The organism is Bacteroidia bacterium, assembly GCA_020852255.1.
Lineage (GTDB): Bacteria > Bacteroidota > Bacteroidia > JADZBD01 > JADZBD01 > JADZBD01.
This window is the reverse complement of the sequence record JADZBD010000009.1, coordinates 112,809-129,555: the sequence shown is the minus strand read 5'-3', so window position 1 is coordinate 129,555 and position 16,747 is coordinate 112,809. Positions and strand designations below refer to the sequence as shown.

General features: G+C 47.1%; 19 protein-coding genes. 9 read left to right on the top strand and 10 right to left on the bottom strand.

All coding sequences use genetic code 11. The features are described 5' to 3' along the window. Positions 1-2 precede the first annotated feature (2 nt). From IT233_06340 to IT233_06330, 3 genes are all read left to right on the top strand, one after another. On the top strand, positions 3-1,526 hold the full coding sequence (locus tag IT233_06340) for an inorganic phosphate transporter (protein ID MCC7302240.1): 1,524 nt from the start codon (positions 3-5) through the stop codon (positions 1,524-1,526). Positions 1,527-1,607: 81 nt separating this feature from the next. Next, complete coding sequence (locus IT233_06335; GenBank protein MCC7302239.1) at positions 1,608-2,291, top strand: response regulator transcription factor; 684 nt, start codon at positions 1,608-1,610, stop codon at positions 2,289-2,291. Between the two features lie 2 nt (positions 2,292-2,293). Further along, on the top strand, positions 2,294-3,133 hold the full coding sequence (locus tag IT233_06330) for a sensor histidine kinase (protein ID MCC7302238.1): 840 nt from the start codon (positions 2,294-2,296) through the stop codon (positions 3,131-3,133). Here IT233_06330 and IT233_06325 read toward each other — a convergent pair. Next, entirely contained in the window at positions 3,098-4,204 is a 1,107-nt protein-coding gene (locus IT233_06325) for a glycosyltransferase (GenBank protein ID MCC7302237.1), read from the bottom strand. The two genes, IT233_06330 and IT233_06325, sit on opposite strands and share 36 nt — an antisense overlap. Positions 4,205-4,243: 39 nt before the next feature. On the opposite strand from IT233_06325, the gene trmB reads away from it, so the two are divergent. Further along, positions 4,244-4,906, top strand: a complete 663-nt coding sequence (trmB, locus tag IT233_06320; protein ID MCC7302236.1) for a tRNA (guanosine(46)-N7)-methyltransferase TrmB — start codon at positions 4,244-4,246, stop codon at positions 4,904-4,906. 2 nt (positions 4,907-4,908) lie between these two features. Here trmB and IT233_06315 read toward each other — a convergent pair whose 3' ends face one another. Then, entirely contained in the window at positions 4,909-5,883 is a 975-nt protein-coding gene (locus tag IT233_06315; GenBank protein MCC7302235.1) for a deoxyhypusine synthase family protein, read from the bottom strand. 92 nt (positions 5,884-5,975) lie between these two features. Between IT233_06315 and IT233_06310 the strand changes: the two genes are divergently transcribed. The 4 genes from IT233_06310 to IT233_06295 are packed head-to-tail and all read left to right on the top strand — an operon-like array spanning position 5,976 to position 9,058. Next, on the top strand, positions 5,976-6,314 hold the full coding sequence (locus tag IT233_06310) for an MGMT family protein (GenBank protein MCC7302234.1): 339 nt from the start codon (positions 5,976-5,978) through the stop codon (positions 6,312-6,314). Between the two features lie 32 nt (positions 6,315-6,346). Beyond that, on the top strand, positions 6,347-7,450 hold the full coding sequence (locus tag IT233_06305; GenBank protein ID MCC7302233.1) for an Mrp/NBP35 family ATP-binding protein: 1,104 nt from the start codon (positions 6,347-6,349) through the stop codon (positions 7,448-7,450). Further along, positions 7,443-7,709 (top strand): NifU family protein, encoded by a 267-nt coding sequence (locus IT233_06300; GenBank protein MCC7302232.1) that lies wholly within the window; start codon positions 7,443-7,445, stop codon positions 7,707-7,709. Before IT233_06305 ends, IT233_06300 begins: the two co-directional genes overlap by 8 nt. Then, the gene (locus tag IT233_06295) at positions 7,709-9,058 is read left to right on the top strand and encodes a hypothetical protein (protein ID MCC7302231.1); all 1,350 of its coding nucleotides are present in this window, start codon (positions 7,709-7,711) and stop codon (positions 9,056-9,058) included. Before IT233_06300 ends, IT233_06295 begins: the two co-directional genes overlap by 1 nt. Here the strand turns inward: IT233_06295 and rsmA are convergent. The 8 genes from rsmA to IT233_06255 all read right to left on the bottom strand — a co-directional run bounded on the left by rsmA (position 9,022) and on the right by IT233_06255 (position 15,584). After that, a complete protein-coding gene (gene rsmA / locus IT233_06290) occupies positions 9,022-9,831 on the bottom strand; it encodes a 16S rRNA (adenine(1518)-N(6)/adenine(1519)-N(6))-dimethyltransferase RsmA (protein ID MCC7302230.1) in 810 nt (269 codons plus the stop codon). The genes IT233_06295 and rsmA overlap by 37 nt on opposite strands. After that, a complete protein-coding gene (locus IT233_06285; GenBank protein ID MCC7302229.1) occupies positions 9,828-10,133 on the bottom strand; it encodes a DUF4286 family protein in 306 nt (101 codons plus the stop codon). The genes rsmA and IT233_06285 overlap by 4 nt, the downstream gene beginning before the upstream one ends. Before the next feature lie 5 nt (positions 10,134-10,138). Further along, positions 10,139-11,953, bottom strand: coding sequence for a tetratricopeptide repeat protein (locus tag IT233_06280; GenBank protein ID MCC7302228.1), 1,815 nt, complete (start codon positions 11,951-11,953; stop codon positions 10,139-10,141). Next, positions 11,950-12,516, bottom strand: a complete 567-nt coding sequence (locus IT233_06275) for a hypothetical protein (GenBank protein MCC7302227.1) — start codon at positions 12,514-12,516, stop codon at positions 11,950-11,952. The genes IT233_06280 and IT233_06275 overlap by 4 nt, the downstream gene beginning before the upstream one ends. 2 nt (positions 12,517-12,518) lie before the next feature. Further along, entirely contained in the window at positions 12,519-13,790 is a 1,272-nt protein-coding gene (gene serS / locus IT233_06270) for a serine--tRNA ligase (protein MCC7302226.1), read from the bottom strand. Positions 13,791-13,884: 94 nt separating this feature from the next. Beyond that, the gene (gene rpmA / locus IT233_06265; protein ID MCC7302225.1) at positions 13,885-14,148 is read right to left on the bottom strand and encodes a 50S ribosomal protein L27; all 264 of its coding nucleotides are present in this window, start codon (positions 14,146-14,148) and stop codon (positions 13,885-13,887) included. A 19-nt stretch (positions 14,149-14,167) separates the two neighbouring features. Beyond that, complete coding sequence (gene rplU, locus IT233_06260; GenBank protein MCC7302224.1) at positions 14,168-14,629, bottom strand: 50S ribosomal protein L21; 462 nt, start codon at positions 14,627-14,629, stop codon at positions 14,168-14,170. A gap of 82 nt (positions 14,630-14,711) precedes the next feature. After that, a complete protein-coding gene (locus IT233_06255) occupies positions 14,712-15,584 on the bottom strand; it encodes a DMT family transporter (GenBank protein MCC7302223.1) in 873 nt (290 codons plus the stop codon). Positions 15,585-15,651: 67 nt separating this feature from the next. Between IT233_06255 and IT233_06250 the strand changes: the two genes are divergently transcribed. After that, complete coding sequence (locus IT233_06250) at positions 15,652-16,746, top strand: Nif3-like dinuclear metal center hexameric protein (protein MCC7302222.1); 1,095 nt, start codon at positions 15,652-15,654, stop codon at positions 16,744-16,746. Position 16,747: the final 1 nt, after the last annotated feature.

The following is a 16,747-nucleotide window of genomic DNA, read 5'->3' as shown; positions in this document are numbered from 1 at the left end:
ACATGGAAACGCTGCTCATTGTCATCATTGTCCTGGCCCTGGTGTTTGATTACATCAATGGGTTCCATGATGCGGCCAATTCCATCGCCACCGTAGTATCCACAAAGGTTCTTACACCTTTCCAGGCGGTACTATGGGCAGCATTGTTCAATTTTCTTGCTTTCTTTATTTTTAAAGATCATGGCGTAGCCAACACGATCGCCAAAACAGCTAAGGAAGAATTCATTACACTCCCTGTTATCATCAGCGGGCTGATCGCGGCCATTTCCTGGAACCTGCTCACCTGGTGGTACGGCATACCTTCCAGTTCATCCCATACACTCATTGGCGGATTCGCTGGAGCGGCGATGGCACATGGTGGGTTTGGTGCGGTACACGCGGAACCGGTTCTTAAAATAGCCAGCTTCATTATTCTCGCACCCCTTGTCGGCATGATCATGGCCTATATTATTTCCATCTGGTTTCTTAACTCGTTCCGGAAGGGGGTGGGAGTAAAGATTATTTCTCTGCTTTTAATTGTGGGAACTTGCTGGTGGGTTTGGAGTTCGCTGGAACGAAAGAAGGATTTTAACGGTGGTACGGCTCTCAGCATCTCCTTTCCTGAGAAGATGAAAAAGGAGGACCTGAAAAAGGCCCTGACCTTCAGAGATGTTTTGGGAAAGGAGCAATCGCCGGTGCTGAAACCTGCTTTAGATTCAACCGGAAATGCTGACGAAAGCGGAAGACATTGGGTGTGCCGGACAAATTACATGAAAAAGGCAGGTGAACAGACGGTGAAACCCCAGTTGACAGACTCTGTTGCAACGCGGATTGCAAAGCTGAATGAGAGAGCGGAAATTACAGAGTCGCACCGGATTACCTCCGACTCGCCGGATAAAGAACGCTTTGATATTTCTCACCTAAAGGCGAATTTTGAAAGTTACTGGCTCAAAGTGATATTTCACGGTGCAAATTTCAAGTGGATACTGATTGGCTTCATTATTATTACGATGGCAGTTTTTACGCTCTTCCTCAGTTCGCTAAACACGTATCACGCTTCTGCATGGTTCAAGCGTCTTCAGCTGGTATCTTCTGCCGCGTTTTCGATAGGTCACGGGGGCAACGATGCGCAGAAAGTGATGGGAATTATTACTGCTGCACTCATTGCCGGAGGGGAGATTACCTCCTTTGACCAGATGCCGACCTGGGTACCGCTGGCCTGTTATACGGCCATTGGCCTGGGTACCATGAGCGGAGGATGGAAAATCGTTAAAACGATGGGTACCCGTATCACAAAAGTTACACCATTTGAAGGCGTGGCTGCGGAATCCGCCGGCGCACTCACCTTGTTTCTGGCAGAGAATATGAAAATACCCGTAAGTACAACCCATACAATTACAGGATCTATTATGGGCGTAGGTGCAACAAAGCGTTTATCTGCCGTCCGCTGGGGGGTTACCCTGAATCTGGTATGGGCGTGGATATTGACAATTCCCGTTTCGGCTGGCCTGGCCGCCTTATTTTATTGGATTTCCCGACTTTTTTAGCCCTGTTTAATGTTTCGTTAACATTGTTCAGGTACATTCTCCTTAGTTTTGTTAAGGAATCTTTATTTGATCGTATTCCCAATGAGCGGTACAGAAGTTTATAAGATTTTGTTGGTGGATGATGAACCGGACATTCTGGAGTTCATTTCCTATAACCTGAACAGGGAGGGTTATACGGTCTTCACAGCGTCTAACGGAGTGGAAGGGCTGAAAAAGGCAAGAGAGGTAATGCCGCATCTGATCATTTTAGATGTTATGATGCCTGAAATGGATGGCATTGAAATGTGTTCGGAAATCCGCAAGATCCCGGAACTCAAAAAAGTAATGGTGGCAATGCTCACCGCGCGCAGCGAAGACTATACGCAGATTGCCGGTTTCGATGCTGGTGCCGACGACTATATCAATAAGCCGATCAAGCCTAAAGTGCTGCTAAGCAGGGTTAAAGCCTTGCTGCGGCGACTGGAAGTGAATGAATCAGGACCTGTACTGGAAGCGGGCGAATTGAAAATTGACAGGGAAAAGTATACCGTAGCAAGAAGCGGAACGTTGCTCGTGCTTCCCCGTAAGGAATTTGAATTACTGGCTTTGCTGGCGTCCAAGCCGGGTAAGGTATTCACCCGCGACGAAATTCTGCAAAGGGTCTGGGGCGATGAAGTGATAGTTGGAGACCGGACAATAGATGTACATGTTCGGAAAGTAAGGGAGAAACTGGGAGAGGATTATATCCGGACCGTGAAAGGAGTGGGGTATAAGTTTGAATTCTAAGCATGGATTTTTTCCATATTCTGTTTATCCTCAGTACCGCATTATTGACTGCAGCACTTATTCTAATTGGCAGGCGAAGAGCTGCACTCAGGAAACAATTTGATGAACTCTCCGAGGCCAGGCGCTCAGAGGTGGAACAGCTGAAGAAACTGGAAAACTATCGTAAAGAATTTCTTGGAAATGTGTCTCATGAGCTCAAAACTCCCATCTTTAATATTCAGGGATATATACTGACCTTACTCGAAGGCGGTCTGGAAGATCCAAAGGTTAATCAGGATTATTTGCGGCGCGCGGAGAAGAGCGTAGACCGCATGATCAGCATCGTGGAAGATCTTCAGGCGATTTCACAGCTTGAAACCGGTGAGATGGAACTGGAGTATGAGCAGTTTGATATCATTCCACTGATACGGGATGTTTTGGATGCGCAGGAACTCAAAGCCCGAAGCAAAAGAATAACACTCACCTTCAGAGAGTCGGATTCAAAGTCTGTATGGGTTGTGGCGGATAAATTCAGGATCCGGCAAGTCATAGTCAACCTTGTGGTGAATTCCGTCAAATACGGAAAAGAAAACGGGGAAACCCGATTGAGGGTTTACGATGCCGGGAATATCGTTCATGTGGAAGTATCCGACAACGGAATTGGGATCGCAAAGGAACATCTGCCGCGCCTTTTTGAACGTTTCTACCGCGTTGACAAAAGCAGGTCAAGGGAAATGGGTGGCACCGGACTCGGTCTCTCCATTGTAAAACATATTATTGAAGCGCACGGACAAACAATCCAGGTTATGTCTACAGAAGGAGCCGGCTCAGTGTTCACCTTTACCCTGAAAAAGCCTGCATAGTTCCGCGACCGCTGTCCGCAGTTGCGAACCTGCTGGTTTTCCGGAAAATCCTTTATAGTCTCCTGAAGATTCAATGGCGAAAGAGAGATCAATCTTTCCCTGCTTCATGCAAAGAGCGATTCCAAGATCCATCAGACGATGTCCAAGATATTCCTGTTCCGTTTGACCCGGGGTGGGGATGAAGGCTGCTTTTGCCCCAAGTCTTTCCAGATCCATCAGTGTGGAATATCCGGGCCGCGCTATAATCATGGTACTGCTCTCAATAATATCCCGGAGTGTTTCGTCCGCTGCATGAGGCATTACTACCCCGGGCAGGTGGGAGGTACTTGCCGGTTTATCCGGCATTCCACGCACCCAGGCTGTTTTTAATTCCGGCTTGCGTTGCATCTGGTTTTTCACTTCTTCATAGAGTAAGTTTTCCAGTACGGTACGCTGTGGTTCGGGCCCGGAAAGCAAGAGGGTGAGATCGAACTTTTTTTCTTTTTTTACACCCGAAGAAGTGAATCGTGAAAGGGCACCAATATACCTGCGGTGATAAGAAAACCGAAGGGTATGTCCAAGATCCCCACTGAGGTTTTCTGCCCCCGCCTCATCGGGGATCCAGCATTCGTTGAATTTTCGTATGTACCGCTGATTCATAACAGCGATAAGACTTTCTCCAAAAGGCGCTTTGATATTGACCTGGTGGGTGATAAAAATGGACGGAATCCTGGGATGGTGCATACCATACCTGTTGTCTGAAATCACAGCGTCTGCCCCCGTTTTGGCAACCAATTCCTGCAATTTTTCATTTTCCTTTTTTATTCCTCTCAGTATTCCCGGTGTGTTTTTTACCATACGCATCATCATATTTCCGCCTTCCCCCGGGTAGGTGATCTCATAACCGGGAAAAGCTTCGATAGACAGCTGCGGAAATGCATTGCTCAGAAAGTCGGCTCCTCGCCCCTCTGCTACAATTTGTACCCTGCATCCCGCTTCTAGTAATTCCTGTATTACCGGCACACAGCGGGTAGCATGCCCCATGCCCCAGTTCAGCGGAGAAATAATTACCAGGGGAGCTTTTTTCTGCATTTGTATCAAAGGTATCAATACTCTTACATTTGTACCCAGATGGCACATCGGAAACTGGAGCAATTCGCCGAGCTGGATTCCTTTCCTAATGCACATTATATGCCTTACAGACAGGCAGCATCAGACAGTTTTGTGCTGAAGGGAAAGTGGAATTCAGATTTTTTTAAAAACCTGTTCCCGGTGGTACTCGAACTGGGATGCGGCAAAGGAGAATATACCGTTGATCTGGCGATGCAACATCCGGAGAAGAACTTCATCGGCGTAGATATTAAAGGAAACAGAATATGGCGGGGTGCGAAAACTTCCCTGGAACTCGGATTGAATAATGCGGCGTTTCTGCGAACACGGATAGACTTTATTGACAAAGCCTTCGCTGTGAATGAAGTTTCAGAAATATGGATCACATTCCCGGATCCGCAGAAAGAAAAGGCAAGAAAACGCCTGACGCACCCCTTATTCCTCGAACGGTACAGAAAAATTCTCCGGGCCGGCGCAGTGATTCATCTGAAAACAGATTCTGCCTTGCTGTATCATTACACCCTGAATGTGATTAAGGAACAAAAGGCAGAATTGCTGGCGAACACAACAGACCTTTATAAATTGCCGGAACAGTATCCGGAGGTATGCAGGGTGCAGACCTTCTATGAAAAAATATATCTTGCAAGGGGAACTCCGATTACTTACGTGAAGTTCCGATTATAGAATCACCAACCCAGTATCCAGGAAAAGATCAATGGTGCTACAATGGTTGCATCACTTTCCACGATGAACTTGGGTGTATTGATATCCAGCTTCCCCCAGGTGATCTTTTCGTTCGGCACCGCGCCTGAATAAGAGCCGTAGGAAGTGGTGGAATCAGAGATCTGACAAAAATAACTCCAGAATGGAACTTCTTTCCATTCCAGATCCTGGTACATCATGGGAACAACACATATTGGAAAGTCTCCGGCAATACCTCCTCCAATCTGGAAAAATCCCACTCCTTTACCGCCAGAGTTTTTTCGGTACCAGTCAGTCAGCCATACCATGTAATCAATGCCACTCTTCATTGTGGTTGACTTCAGTTCTCCTTTGATGCAATACGAGGCAAAAATATTTCCCATAGTGGAATCCTCCCAGCCCGGAACAACAATGGGAAGATTCTTCTCTGCGGCGGCCAGCATCCATGAGTTTTTCGGATCAATCTCGTAGTACTGCTCCAGTACGCCGCTTAAAAGCATTTTGTACATAAATTCGTGTGGGAAGTAACGTTCCCCCTTGTCATTGGCTTCTTTCCAGAGTTTGTAAATATGTTTCTGCAAACGCCGAAAGGCTTCGTCCTCCGGAATGCAGGTGTCAGTGACACGGTTGAATCCATTCTCCAGGAGTTCCCATTCATCTTTTGGTGTCAGATCCCGGTAATGTGGTACGCGTTTGTAGGATTTATGTGCTACCAGATTCATCAGATCTTCCTCGAGGTTGGCCCCCGTGCAGGAGATAATCTGAATTTTATCCTGACGAATCATCTCGGCGAGGGAAATGCCAAGTTCACCGGTGCTCATTGCGCCTGCCAGCGTTACCATCATTTTCCCACCTGCGTTCAGGTGATCTTCATAACCCATGGCTGCATCTTTCAGCGCCGCTGCGTTAAAATGCCGGTAGTGTGTGTCAATAAAGCGGGATATAGGACCTTTCTCCATGAATTATTTTTTAAACCACAAAAGTATCCTAATATCCTAATATCCCAATATCCCAATATCCCAATATCCCAATATCCCAATATCTTTACCCCGTGCAAAAGCATGGAAGTTTCTTCAATGATGTGTATGATGTGGTTCGCCTCGTTCCTAAAGGAAGAGTAACCACTTACGGAGCCATTGCAAAGTACCTCGGTTCGGCCGGTAGCTCCCGGATGGTGGGATGGGCAATGAATGCTTCCCATCAGGCTAAACCACTGGTACCCGCACACCGCGTGGTGAACAGAAATGGGATGCTTACCGGAAAACATCACTTTGATGATCCGGATGAAATGCAACGAAGGCTTAAAGCGGAAGGAATTAAAGTAGCTAAGGATAAGGTATTGAAATTCAATAAGTTGTTTTGGGATCCGGGAACAGAACTCTCACTTTGAGTACGCCCAATTCATCGTATCTTTATGAGATTATGGCCATCACGAAAGAAAAAGTACTGGAGGCTCTGCGTAACGTAGAGGATCCGGATCTGAAGAAGGATATTGTAACGCTTGGTATGGTGCGCGACCTCCGGGTGGAAGGGAGCAATGTCTCTTTCACCATTATGCTCACAACCCCTGCATGCCCCATGAAGGACATGATACATAATGCGGCAAAGAATGCAATCATTCATTATGTGGATAAGCAGGCGGTGATCAACATAAAAATGGATGCCAGTGTTACCTCCAGGAAGAATGCATTACTTCCTTCTGTAAAGAATATCATTGCTGTTGCCTCGGGGAAGGGTGGAGTGGGGAAGTCCACGGTAGCGGCGAACTTGGCTCTCGCACTCTCCTCAATGGGTGCAAAGGTAGGTTTGGTTGACGCAGACATTTATGGGCCGTCGGTTCCTATCATGTTTGATGCCGTGTTCGACAAACCTGGAGTGGTGACTGTAGATGGTAAAAATAAAATGGTGCCTGTGCAGGCTCACGGTATTCAGATTATGTCTATCGGATTTTTTGCCGACCCGGATCAGGCCATTCCCTGGCGCGGACCAATGGCCACGCGGGCACTCACACAGCTGTTCACTGATGTTCATTGGGGTGAATTGGATTATATGATCGTAGATCTTCCTCCGGGAACGGGCGATATTCACCTTTCACTGGTTCAGTCTGTACCTCTCTCAGGTGTAGTCATTGTCAGCACACCTCAGCAGGTGGCGCTGGCAGATGCCCGGAAAGGTATTGCAATGTTCCGTATGTCTCAGCTTAAGGTGCCGGTTCTCGGTATGGTAGAAAACATGGCGTATTTCTCACCGGCGGAGCTTCCTCATAACAAATATTATATTTTCGGCAAGGAAGGAGCGAAGTCGTTGGCTGCACAATTGGAAATTCCATTTCTGGGCGAAATCCCTTTAATACAAAGTATTTGTGAATCAGGAGATGCGGGCAGACCCGTTGTGCTGCAAGAAAATACCCCACAGTCTCTTGCTTTTCTCAGCGTGGCCCGGAATATTGCACAACAACTGGCTATTTTGAATGCCCGCCCGAAGGAAAATGTTCAGGAAACCAGCACCGCCGATCAACATGAATGAAACAGCACAAATAGCTCTTAAAGCGAAAGTCGAAAAAGCGCTGGAACAGATCCGTCCTTATCTCGAAGCAGATGGCGGCAATGTGGAACTGGAGGAAGTAACACCTGATGGTGTTGCTCTGCTCCGGCTCACCGGCGCCTGTCAGTCCTGTTCAATGAGCATGATGACTCTGAAATCGGGGATTGAAGCCACGGTGCGGCGTGCTGTACCGGAGATAAAATCAGTCGAGGCGATCAATATTGATATTCCGGGCTTCTGATGTTTCATCGTCTCAGGCAGCATTTTCCTGTACCGGCCTTGTTTTTTTTATGGGCGCTGGCAGCATGTACTCCGGATCTTGAATTACCCGAGTACACAGCAGGAGATGCGAATTTTTCGAAGTTTATTGCGGTGGGAGGTAGTTATATGACGGGCTTCCAGGACGGAGCATTGTGGAAAAAAGGACAGGAGCGTTCTATCGGCGCGCTGATGGCCGGTCAGTTCAGCAAAGTGGGGGGAGGATCATTCCGGCAGCCGTTGATGCCAGATCATCTTGGATTAGGACTCAATGCGAAACCCTGGGAAGGTGTTTTTGTACATGCCTCGCGGCTGGGATATAAAACGGACTGTGAGGGTATATCGGCACTCAAGCCGTTGAAAGATACCTTTGGTCTGTCACTCGCTTCTCCTTATCTCGACGGAATATCAGGAAACAGTTTTCAGAATCTGGCGGTGCCCTACGCACGGATACAGGATCACTTTTCTCTTTCGTTTTCTGCCTCATGGCAGAATGGAAATCCCAATCCGTATTACCACCGGTTCGCCTCCAATGTCGGTAATTCTACGGTGAAGGGGGATGCTGTAGCGCAACAGGCTACTTTTTTTGCGGCGTGGTTCGGCATGGAAGAAATATATGAACATGCCCGCAGCGGTGCTACGTCTTTCACTATTCCTTCGGGTTCTGTATTCTGGCATTACCTCGATCAGTATCTCGGAGCGCTCTGTGCCAACGGTGCAAAAGGAGTGATCGCGAATATTCCCGATCCTTCCGCTATTCCCTTCTATACCACCATTCCCTGGAACGGGTTGGAGCTTACTCAATCAAAGGCAGATTCACTCAACCAGCTTACAGGATATATGTTCAATTTTGTTGCCGGGCAAAATGGTTTTGTGATCGCCGATCCGGATTCTCCCGGTAATTACCGTAAGATGATCGAAGGCGAATACTTACTGCTGACATTGCCCTTGGATTCAGTTAAGTGTAATTATATGGGAGTATTCACTCCAATACCGGACAGGTATGTGCTGGACATCAGTGAAATGAATACGCTCCGTTCTTTCCTGCAGCATTATAATTCTGTGATTAACGAGCGGGCATCTTATTACGGGTTGGCACTGTGCGATATGCATTCCTTTTTCTCAGGATTAAAGTCCGGCACTATGTGGAACGGCGTTGAACTGAACAGTACGTTTGTAAGTGGAGGCTTTTTCTCACTTGATGGATACCACCCGCATCAAAAAGGATATGCTGTCCTGGCAAATGAATTCGTTAAATCGGTATGCCGGAAGTACAATGCAGTAATACCCGGAGTTTACTGCAGCGATTGTGATGGTGTGATTTTCCCCTGAATAGCTCTGGTTAACTCAAGGAATTCTTCCCAGGACAGTTGCTCTGCCCGCAGGTCACTGAAAGGCAATCCGGCAGCGCTGAAACCGTATGAACCACAAAGCCGGCTCAGCGCATTGCGCAGCGTTTTTCTGCGCTGATTAAACGCAGCTTTTACTACTTCACGGAAAAGCAACTCATTGCATTCCGGATTAAAATTTTCCTTTCTGATCATTCGTATTACACCCGATTTTACTTTCGGAGGAGGATCAAAAACCCCTTCATTCACAGTGAAGAGATATTCACAGTGATAAAAGGCCTGGAAAAGAACACTGAGAATTCCGTAATCCTTGTTCCCGTGCGGACTGGTGATCCTCCTGGCTACTTCCCGCTGAAACATGCCTGTGACCTGCCAGATAATGGCCCGGTGATCAAAAGCACGAAACAGAATCTGGCTGGAAATGTTGTATGGGAAATTACCGATAACGGCGAATTCATCCGGAAACATCTTCTTAATGTCCATCTGGAGAAAGTCTCCTTCCAGGATTCGACCCTCCAGTGCAGGGAAATGTTTATTGAGATGGGAAATGGAATCCGGATCTATCTCTGCTACTTTCAGATCAACACCGCGACACTGTAATAGATATTCCGTCAGCACGCCGGTACCGGGTCCAATTTCCAGCACGTACGGACGCTGTTCATGCAGTTGCAGGCAGTCGGCAATTTTTTTCGCAATAGTTTTATCCTTGAGAAAATGCTGACCAAGATGTTTTTTAGGCCTTACTTTTTCGGTCATTTTGAAACGATCTCGAGCAGCGTTCTGAACGCCACGAATTTATCCTTGAATCGTTCCAGGTGCTCTTGTTGAAGGCGCGGGGCCTCCTTTAAACGATATTCTTCCAGATCTGCCATCGTTGCGCAGGTATACTGTACGGAATATGTTTTTCCGCTTTCTTCTTCCACCAGAACCCGGCAAAACCTGTTTTCCAGAAAATAGCCGGTTGCCATCACGGCAGGGATATGGTGTTCCTTCATCCAATGAAGCCATTCATCGTGAACGGATTCTTCAATATTGATCGTGACGTTGTAAATAATCATGCGTGTCAGTTCATTCCGTCGCCGCGGAGACGGCGGTATCTTTTGCGGGCTTCCACGGAGAACAGACTGTTTGGAAATTTGAGAAGCACCTGTTCATAATATTCTCTTGCTTTGTCAGGATCGTATAACTGGTGTTCATACAGATCACCGAGTTTAAAGCACGCATCATCCGCGTAAATATCAAAAGAATGATCTTTCAGTATTAACTGTAAAAATCCGGCGGCCTCCTGCCATTTTCCCCGGCGCATGGCGATCTGGTATTTTTTAAACAAGATCTCATCAGTAAGCATATGGCCGGGAAATAATGTGCGGATAGAGTCAAGGGTGCTCAGAGAGAGATCAAAGTTGTTTCGGAAAAAAAGCAAATCAGCACGTGCGAACATTATCAGGGGCACCAGGTTGGTGTCAAGAGTGGAATTATCGCTTATCAGCAGACTCAGATCCATGGCGTCGTTCGAAATGAGTTTAGAGGTAGCACCTTTCAATGCATCGAGCTGGGCCTGTGCCCATTTAAAATCTCCGATGTAGTATGAGAGACGGGCATTGCGGTATTTTGCTTCATGTCCCAGCACATCGTGTTTCATGGCTTTTTCCACCTGTGAATACATCAGGGAGGCGTCCCATATCTCACCTTTGAGCAGAAGAATGTCGGCCAGCTCCAGTTTACATTCCGCCTCAGCACCGGGAGTGAGACCACCCATCATCAGTGCATCATTCAGTAAGCTGATCGGTTCGTCCAGTTTGTTCAGGTAAAAAGCCTGAATGTGTGCCAGGTTCCTGATCAGAAAAATGGTGGCGGAACTCTTCCCAAGTTCTTCCAGAGCAATCTGATAATTCTTTTCCAACTCCATCAGATCTGCAGGGGTATAGTCATTCCTTCCTACAACTTTTTTATACATTACATTCAGTAACTCCTGCCGGGCGGCGATATAAAAACTCCCATTGTTTCCTTTGTTGAGTACATACTGGTAACAATGGATGGCTGTTTCATACATCTCATTTCCCGCACACACTGTTCCCAACTCCATGACCCGCTGCCCTTCTTCCTTTAACCGTTTATCAAGTGCCTTAACCTGAGTGAATGCGGCTTCGAATTCCCGCTGCTGTATGAGAAGCCAGATGAGCATTTCAGAAAAAATGATTTTATCCGGGAATTTCTGCGTTCGTTTAAGTAGTTCGGTGCGAACAAGATCTACGCGTTTGTTTCCGGTGCCGTCTTCCAGAAAGGGAGCCAAAGCGTCTTCCACACTCTGCTTATACGATATATTAATCAGCAGTACATCCAGGATTTCTCCGATCATGGAAGGGTATTCTCCTTTTTGGCCGTACACCTGGGCAATCTCGAAATTGAAGGGGTAAGATCCCTTCATGAGTTTTCTTCCTTTTTCATACGTTTTTATTGCCAGATCGTATTCGCGGATGGCCAGAAAGGATTTGGCAACCACAAAAACCTGATTGTTTTCCTCACTGAGCTGGGAAATTGCTTTCTCGAATTGTTCTTTAGCTTTGGTTTCCTCGCCGGCGCGCAGATAGACCAACCCTAAGTCAACATAATAGTACAGCGAGCCCGGTTCTGCCTTAATTCTTTTCCGGATAACTTTTTCTGCTTCTTTATATGCCTTGGTTTCAATGAGACAGTCAACGTAGTATTTGTAATATGCCTGATTGTCCTTTTTCTGGTAAAGCTTTTCGTAGTAGATCAGCGCTTTGTCATATTCCTTGTTCTGGTAGTACTGTGCTGCCAGCAGTTCGTCGTTGCCCGTCTGACTAAAACCGGAAGAGCAAATAAGAATGAATAATAACAGTAAACCGTGTTTCAAGGGATTGTTTTCTTCTGAAGCTGCTGCTCTTTTACTTGTACGAGTGAATCAATCGAAGGGTTCACCTCCGCATAACGGCGAAGGAAAATGTCCACAGACTCAGTACTGATATAGAGTGAATTGATCAAAAGACGGGCCAACCCTGATTCTTTGGTGAAATGCAGCTGGGCGTTTTCCTTTGTAAGTAATTCCTTGTCAAGGTCGTGGCGGAGATCCTCAAGCTGCTTGCGTGTTATGGTAATCTCCTTTTTCATCACAGTTTGCTTAAGAAGATACTCCCGCAGTGGCTTTCGTATACCCCTGTATCTGGAGAGCAAAAGAGCTTCGTTTTTCTCCAGCGTGTCCTGGATCAGATTCGTTAAATGTCCGAGGTCCTTATTTACGTCGGCATAGGCTGTGCGCGCTGCTGCGGAGTCAATAGTCCAAAATGCTTTTTCTGCACTATCCAGTGCTGTGAGCAGACTGTCTATGGTCCTGATCTCCGTTTGATAAAGATCGCCGCCGCATGACGGCATCAAAAAAAGCGTAACGATAAGCAGGGAGCTGAGAAGTACGGTTTTCATGTTTATTGAATTCGGTCAAAGCCTGTATAAGGTACCAGCGCCTTAGGAATCCGGATACCGTTTTCACTCTGGTTATTTTCCAGCAATGCGGCCACTATACGAGGGAAGGCAAGAGCGCTCCCGTTCAATGTATGGGCGGGTTGGGTTTTTCCTTGCTCATCTTTGAAGCGCAGCTTCATTCTATGACTCTGAAAGGTTTCAAAGTTGGAAACAGAACTAACCTCCAGCCATTTTTTTTGAGCGGCACTGTACACTTCCATGTCGTACGTTTGCGCAGAGGCGAAACTCATATCTCCTCCGCAAAGCCGGAGCACTCGGAATGGCAGCTCAAGCTGTTTTAAAAGACCGGTTACGTAATTTCTCATCTCTTCCAGTATTGTGTAGCTTTCGGAAGGATGGGCAATCTGTACGATCTCCACTTTGTCGAATTGGTGTAAACGGTTCAAGCCCCGCACATCCTTTCCATAACTTCCGGCTTCTCTCCTGAAACAGGGAGTGTAACCGCAATTCCGGATGGGAAGATCTGAAGCCTTAAGAATAACGTCTCTGTATATATTTGTGATGGGAACTTCCGCAGTAGGGATGAGGTACAAATCATCCTCCTGCACATGGTACATTTGCCCTTCCTTGTCGGGAAGCTGGCCGGTTCCGTATCCGGAATCTGCGTTAACCAGTACAGGCGGTTGTATTTCACGGTAGCCTTCCCGGGTAGCATTGTCAAGAAAGAAATTCAATAGCGCTCTCTGCAGCCTGGCTCCGTGTCCTTTGTACACCGGAAATCCGGCACCGGTGAGTTTTACTCCCAATTCAAAATCGATCAGATCGTATTTCGTTGCCAGCTCCCAGTGCGGTTTCGCATCACCGGGTAATTCCGGAATGTTACCTGACTGTTCCACAACCTCATTGTCTGCCGGGGTTTTGCCCGGTCTCACCTGGTCCGAAGGAATATTTGGTAGCTGTACGAGCAAATCGTGTTGCCTTCTCTCCATTTGCGATAACACTAACTCCAGCTTTTTTTCTGTTTCCTTTAGTGCGATACTCTTGTTCTTCAACTCTTCGGCTTCCGCTTTCTTGCCGGACTTAAATAAGTCACCGACGGATTTTGCAAGCCGGTTCGCTTCCGCTTTCAGAGCTTCGAGTTCCTGCTGTGTACTGCGCCGCTCCTGGTCAATGTTCAGGATTTCATCTACCCGCTTTGAAGCGTCAAAATTCTTAACGGCGAGTTTTTGAATCACCAGGTCTTTCTGTTCTCGGATCAGTTGTATCTGAAGCATACGATTGGAATATTCAAAGTTAAAGACTGAGAAGTATCAAAAAAAAATCTCCCGACCTGACAAACCGGGAGATCCTTTAATACCTGGAAACGGTTTACTTGGTTTCTACGGGAATGATGGAAACGTATGAACGGTTGTCTTTCTTCTTTCTGAATTCAACAATACCGTCGGTCAGTGCGAAAAGAGTGAAATCCTTGCCCATTCCTACATTTTTTCCCGGGTTATGACGCGTGCCTCTCTGACGGACGATAATATTACCACTCAGCGCAGGTTGTCCTCCGAAGATCTTAATGCCAAGTCGTTTCGCGTTCGAATCGCGTCCGTTCTTTACTTTACCTTCACCTTTCTTATGTGCCATGGCGTTGGGATTTTATTGTTTATTTCTTCTTGGTTGTTTTTGCAGCAGTCTTTTTTGCCGGCGCTTTTTTCTCTGCAACCGTTTCTGTTTCATCGGCCGGCTCTGCCTTCGTAACGGCCTTTGTCTTCGGCTTTTTTACTTCCGTTTCTTCCGCTTTGAAAGTCTCTCCCTTTGCAAGGATCGCCTGAACCAGGATCTCTGAAAGATCCTGACGATGCCCGTTTTTAACGGCATAGCCTTTTCTTCTTTTCTTCTTGAATACGATCACTTTCTCTCCGCGAACGTGTCCGAGAACTTTCGCGGCTACTTTGTAACCGTCAACGAGTGGTTTGCCTACGGCAATCTTGCCGTCGTTATCAACCAGCAATACGCGGTCGAACTCAATCTGCGAACCCTCGATAGCCTCCAGGCGGTGCACCAGCACTCTTTGGTTCTTCTGAACCTTAAATTGTTGCCCGGCTATGTCTACAATGGCGTACATAATGTTATTGATTAATAAGGGTTTATTAAATCCCCGAATTCGGGGTTGCGAAGGTAGCAAATGTTTGGCAGCCAGCCAAACCTCATTTCCTTTTATTAATTACCCATATCCCACTGAGAATCAATCCCATAGAACACACCTGGCCTGTACTCACGCTTTCATTATAGGTAAGACCCAGCAGGAGCGAAACAACCGGAATAAGATAAGTCACCGAGGAGGCGAAGAGCGCCGTGGATCTCTGAATGAGCCGGTTAAAGAGGATCACGCTTACCGCAGAGCCGATTACCCCCAGGATCCCAATGAAAAAGAGGCTGCGTCCGGCATGCTCATTTTCTGCCAGGATGGCTATTGTGTCACCTGTTAGTACGTAGATCAGGCCGGGTAGCCCGCAAAAGGTCATAGACCACATGGTGATTGTAAGCGGGTCCAGCTCCGAAAGGTACTGGCGGATCACGTTCACAGAAAGACCATACATCAGGGTGGCCAGTATCACGGCGGCGGAATAAATCCAGCGGCTGTTATCTTCCCCTTCACCGAATAAAAAGAGTCCGCAGGCACCGCAAAGTCCGAGAAGTACTCCCAGTATACCTTCCTTGCCGGCTTTTACATTCCAGAAAATGCTTCCCAGCACCAGTGTAGCCAGAGGTGTGAAGGAATTCAGCATTCCCGCCTGTACACTGCTCACCTGCGTTTCCGCGAAGGTGAAAAGAAACGCCGGAAATAGATTCCCGAACACACCGGAAACCATAAGTGCCGGCCAGTGTTTGAAATGTTCCTTACGAAACCGGAAAAACCAAAAAGGAAGTACAAAGAGAAACGCGAAGCTCAGTCGCAGGGCAGCCACCGCGTCATCCGGAAACACCTCCATTCCCAATTTCATCAGTATGAATGAACTGCCCCAAATACAGGATAGTATTAAAAGCAGGATCCAACTGGTGGTGTCAGGTTTTTTCATTGTGGCGGAGGACAAAGATAAAGGCTTCCAACCCGTTCGAATGATTATTTTTGGCAAAACTACATTGATGAAACTGAACGCGATCATCCAGCTTATGGAACAACTGGCACCCCCGGTGCTTCAGGAAAGTTATGATAACTGCGGATTACAGTGTGGCGACCCTGCTGCGGAAGTGAAAGGCATTCTGCTGGCACTCGATTGTACAGAAGGGGTAATTAAGGAAGCACAGCGGAAAAAATGCAACCTTGTGATTGTCCATCATCCGGTCATTTTCAAACCATTGAAAGGTCTCACCGGACGAAATGAAGTGGAGCGAATAATCGTCCTCGCCGTGAAAAAGGATATAGCCATCTATGCCTGCCATACCAGTCTGGATAATGTTCTTCATGGGGTGAACGGAAAGATTGCAGAGAAGCTCGGGCTTCGTAAAGTGAAAGTTCTGGCTCCACGCCGGGGCGAACTGCGTAAGCTCGTTACGTTTTGCCCCCAGGCCCGGGTGTCTGAAGTATTGAATGCTTTGTTTAAAGCCGGTGCAGGCCACATCGGAAATTATTCGGAATGCAGTTTCAGCGTTATGGGTACAGGGTCTTTCCGGGGGAATGAGTTAACCAACCCCTTCGTGGGAAAAAAAGGACAAAGACACCTTGAAAAAGAAAAGCGGATAGAGGTGGTGCTTCCGCAATGGAAGGAAGCGGAGGTGGTTCAGGAACTGCTGCATGTACATCCTTATGAAGAAGTTGCTTTTGATATCTTTCCCCTTTTAAATGCCCTTCCGCAAACGGGTGCAGGACTCATAGGGGAACTACCGGTGGCAATGCCGGAAGAAAAATTGTTCTACTGGATCCGGGCCATTTTCGGAACGGGTATCATAAGGCATAGCCCGTTTCTTGACCGGCCCATAAAGAAGGTGGCCCTCTGCGGAGGTTCCGGTGCCTTTTTAATACCCGATGCCGTTCGGGCCGGGGCTGATGTGTTCATCACCGGGGATTTAAAATATCATGACTTCTTCCTCGCAGAGGGGCGATTGGTATTGGCCGACGTGGGACATGCTGAAAGTGAACAGTTTACAACTGAGTTGTTTTACGAGGCGATAAGGAAGAAATTTCCTAAATTTGCCATCCATTTTTCTAAAATTCAAACAAATCCGGTCAATTATTTCTGAA

Excerpts from the sequence above, each read along its gene's own strand:
- IT233_06340 (MCC7302240.1), top strand. The coding sequence starts at position 3 with ATGGAAACGCTGCTCATTGTCATCATTGTCCTGGCCCTGGTGTTTGAT.
- IT233_06335 (MCC7302239.1), top strand. The coding sequence starts at position 1,608 with ATGAGCGGTACAGAAGTTTATAAGATTTTGTTGGTGGATGATGAACCG.
- IT233_06330 (MCC7302238.1), top strand. The coding sequence starts at position 2,294 with ATGGATTTTTTCCATATTCTGTTTATCCTCAGTACCGCATTATTGACT.
- IT233_06325 (MCC7302237.1), bottom strand. The coding sequence starts at position 4,204 with ATGCAGAAAAAAGCTCCCCTGGTAATTATTTCTCCGCTGAACTGGGGC.
- trmB (MCC7302236.1), top strand. The coding sequence starts at position 4,244 with ATGGCACATCGGAAACTGGAGCAATTCGCCGAGCTGGATTCCTTTCCT.
- IT233_06315 (MCC7302235.1), bottom strand. The coding sequence starts at position 5,883 with ATGGAGAAAGGTCCTATATCCCGCTTTATTGACACACACTACCGGCAT.
- IT233_06305 (MCC7302233.1), top strand. The coding sequence starts at position 6,347 with ATGGCCATCACGAAAGAAAAAGTACTGGAGGCTCTGCGTAACGTAGAG.
- IT233_06300 (MCC7302232.1), top strand. The coding sequence starts at position 7,443 with ATGAATGAAACAGCACAAATAGCTCTTAAAGCGAAAGTCGAAAAAGCG.
- IT233_06295 (MCC7302231.1), top strand. The coding sequence starts at position 7,709 with ATGTTTCATCGTCTCAGGCAGCATTTTCCTGTACCGGCCTTGTTTTTT.
- rsmA (MCC7302230.1), bottom strand. The coding sequence starts at position 9,831 with ATGACCGAAAAAGTAAGGCCTAAAAAACATCTTGGTCAGCATTTTCTC.
- IT233_06285 (MCC7302229.1), bottom strand. The coding sequence starts at position 10,133 with ATGATTATTTACAACGTCACGATCAATATTGAAGAATCCGTTCACGAT.
- IT233_06275 (MCC7302227.1), bottom strand. The coding sequence starts at position 12,516 with ATGAAAACCGTACTTCTCAGCTCCCTGCTTATCGTTACGCTTTTTTTG.
- serS (MCC7302226.1), bottom strand. The coding sequence starts at position 13,790 with ATGCTTCAGATACAACTGATCCGAGAACAGAAAGACCTGGTGATTCAA.
- rpmA (MCC7302225.1), bottom strand. The coding sequence starts at position 14,148 with ATGGCACATAAGAAAGGTGAAGGTAAAGTAAAGAACGGACGCGATTCG.
- rplU (MCC7302224.1), bottom strand. The coding sequence starts at position 14,629 with ATGTACGCCATTGTAGACATAGCCGGGCAACAATTTAAGGTTCAGAAG.
- IT233_06255 (MCC7302223.1), bottom strand. The coding sequence starts at position 15,584 with ATGAAAAAACCTGACACCACCAGTTGGATCCTGCTTTTAATACTATCC.
- IT233_06250 (MCC7302222.1), top strand. The coding sequence starts at position 15,652 with ATGAAACTGAACGCGATCATCCAGCTTATGGAACAACTGGCACCCCCG.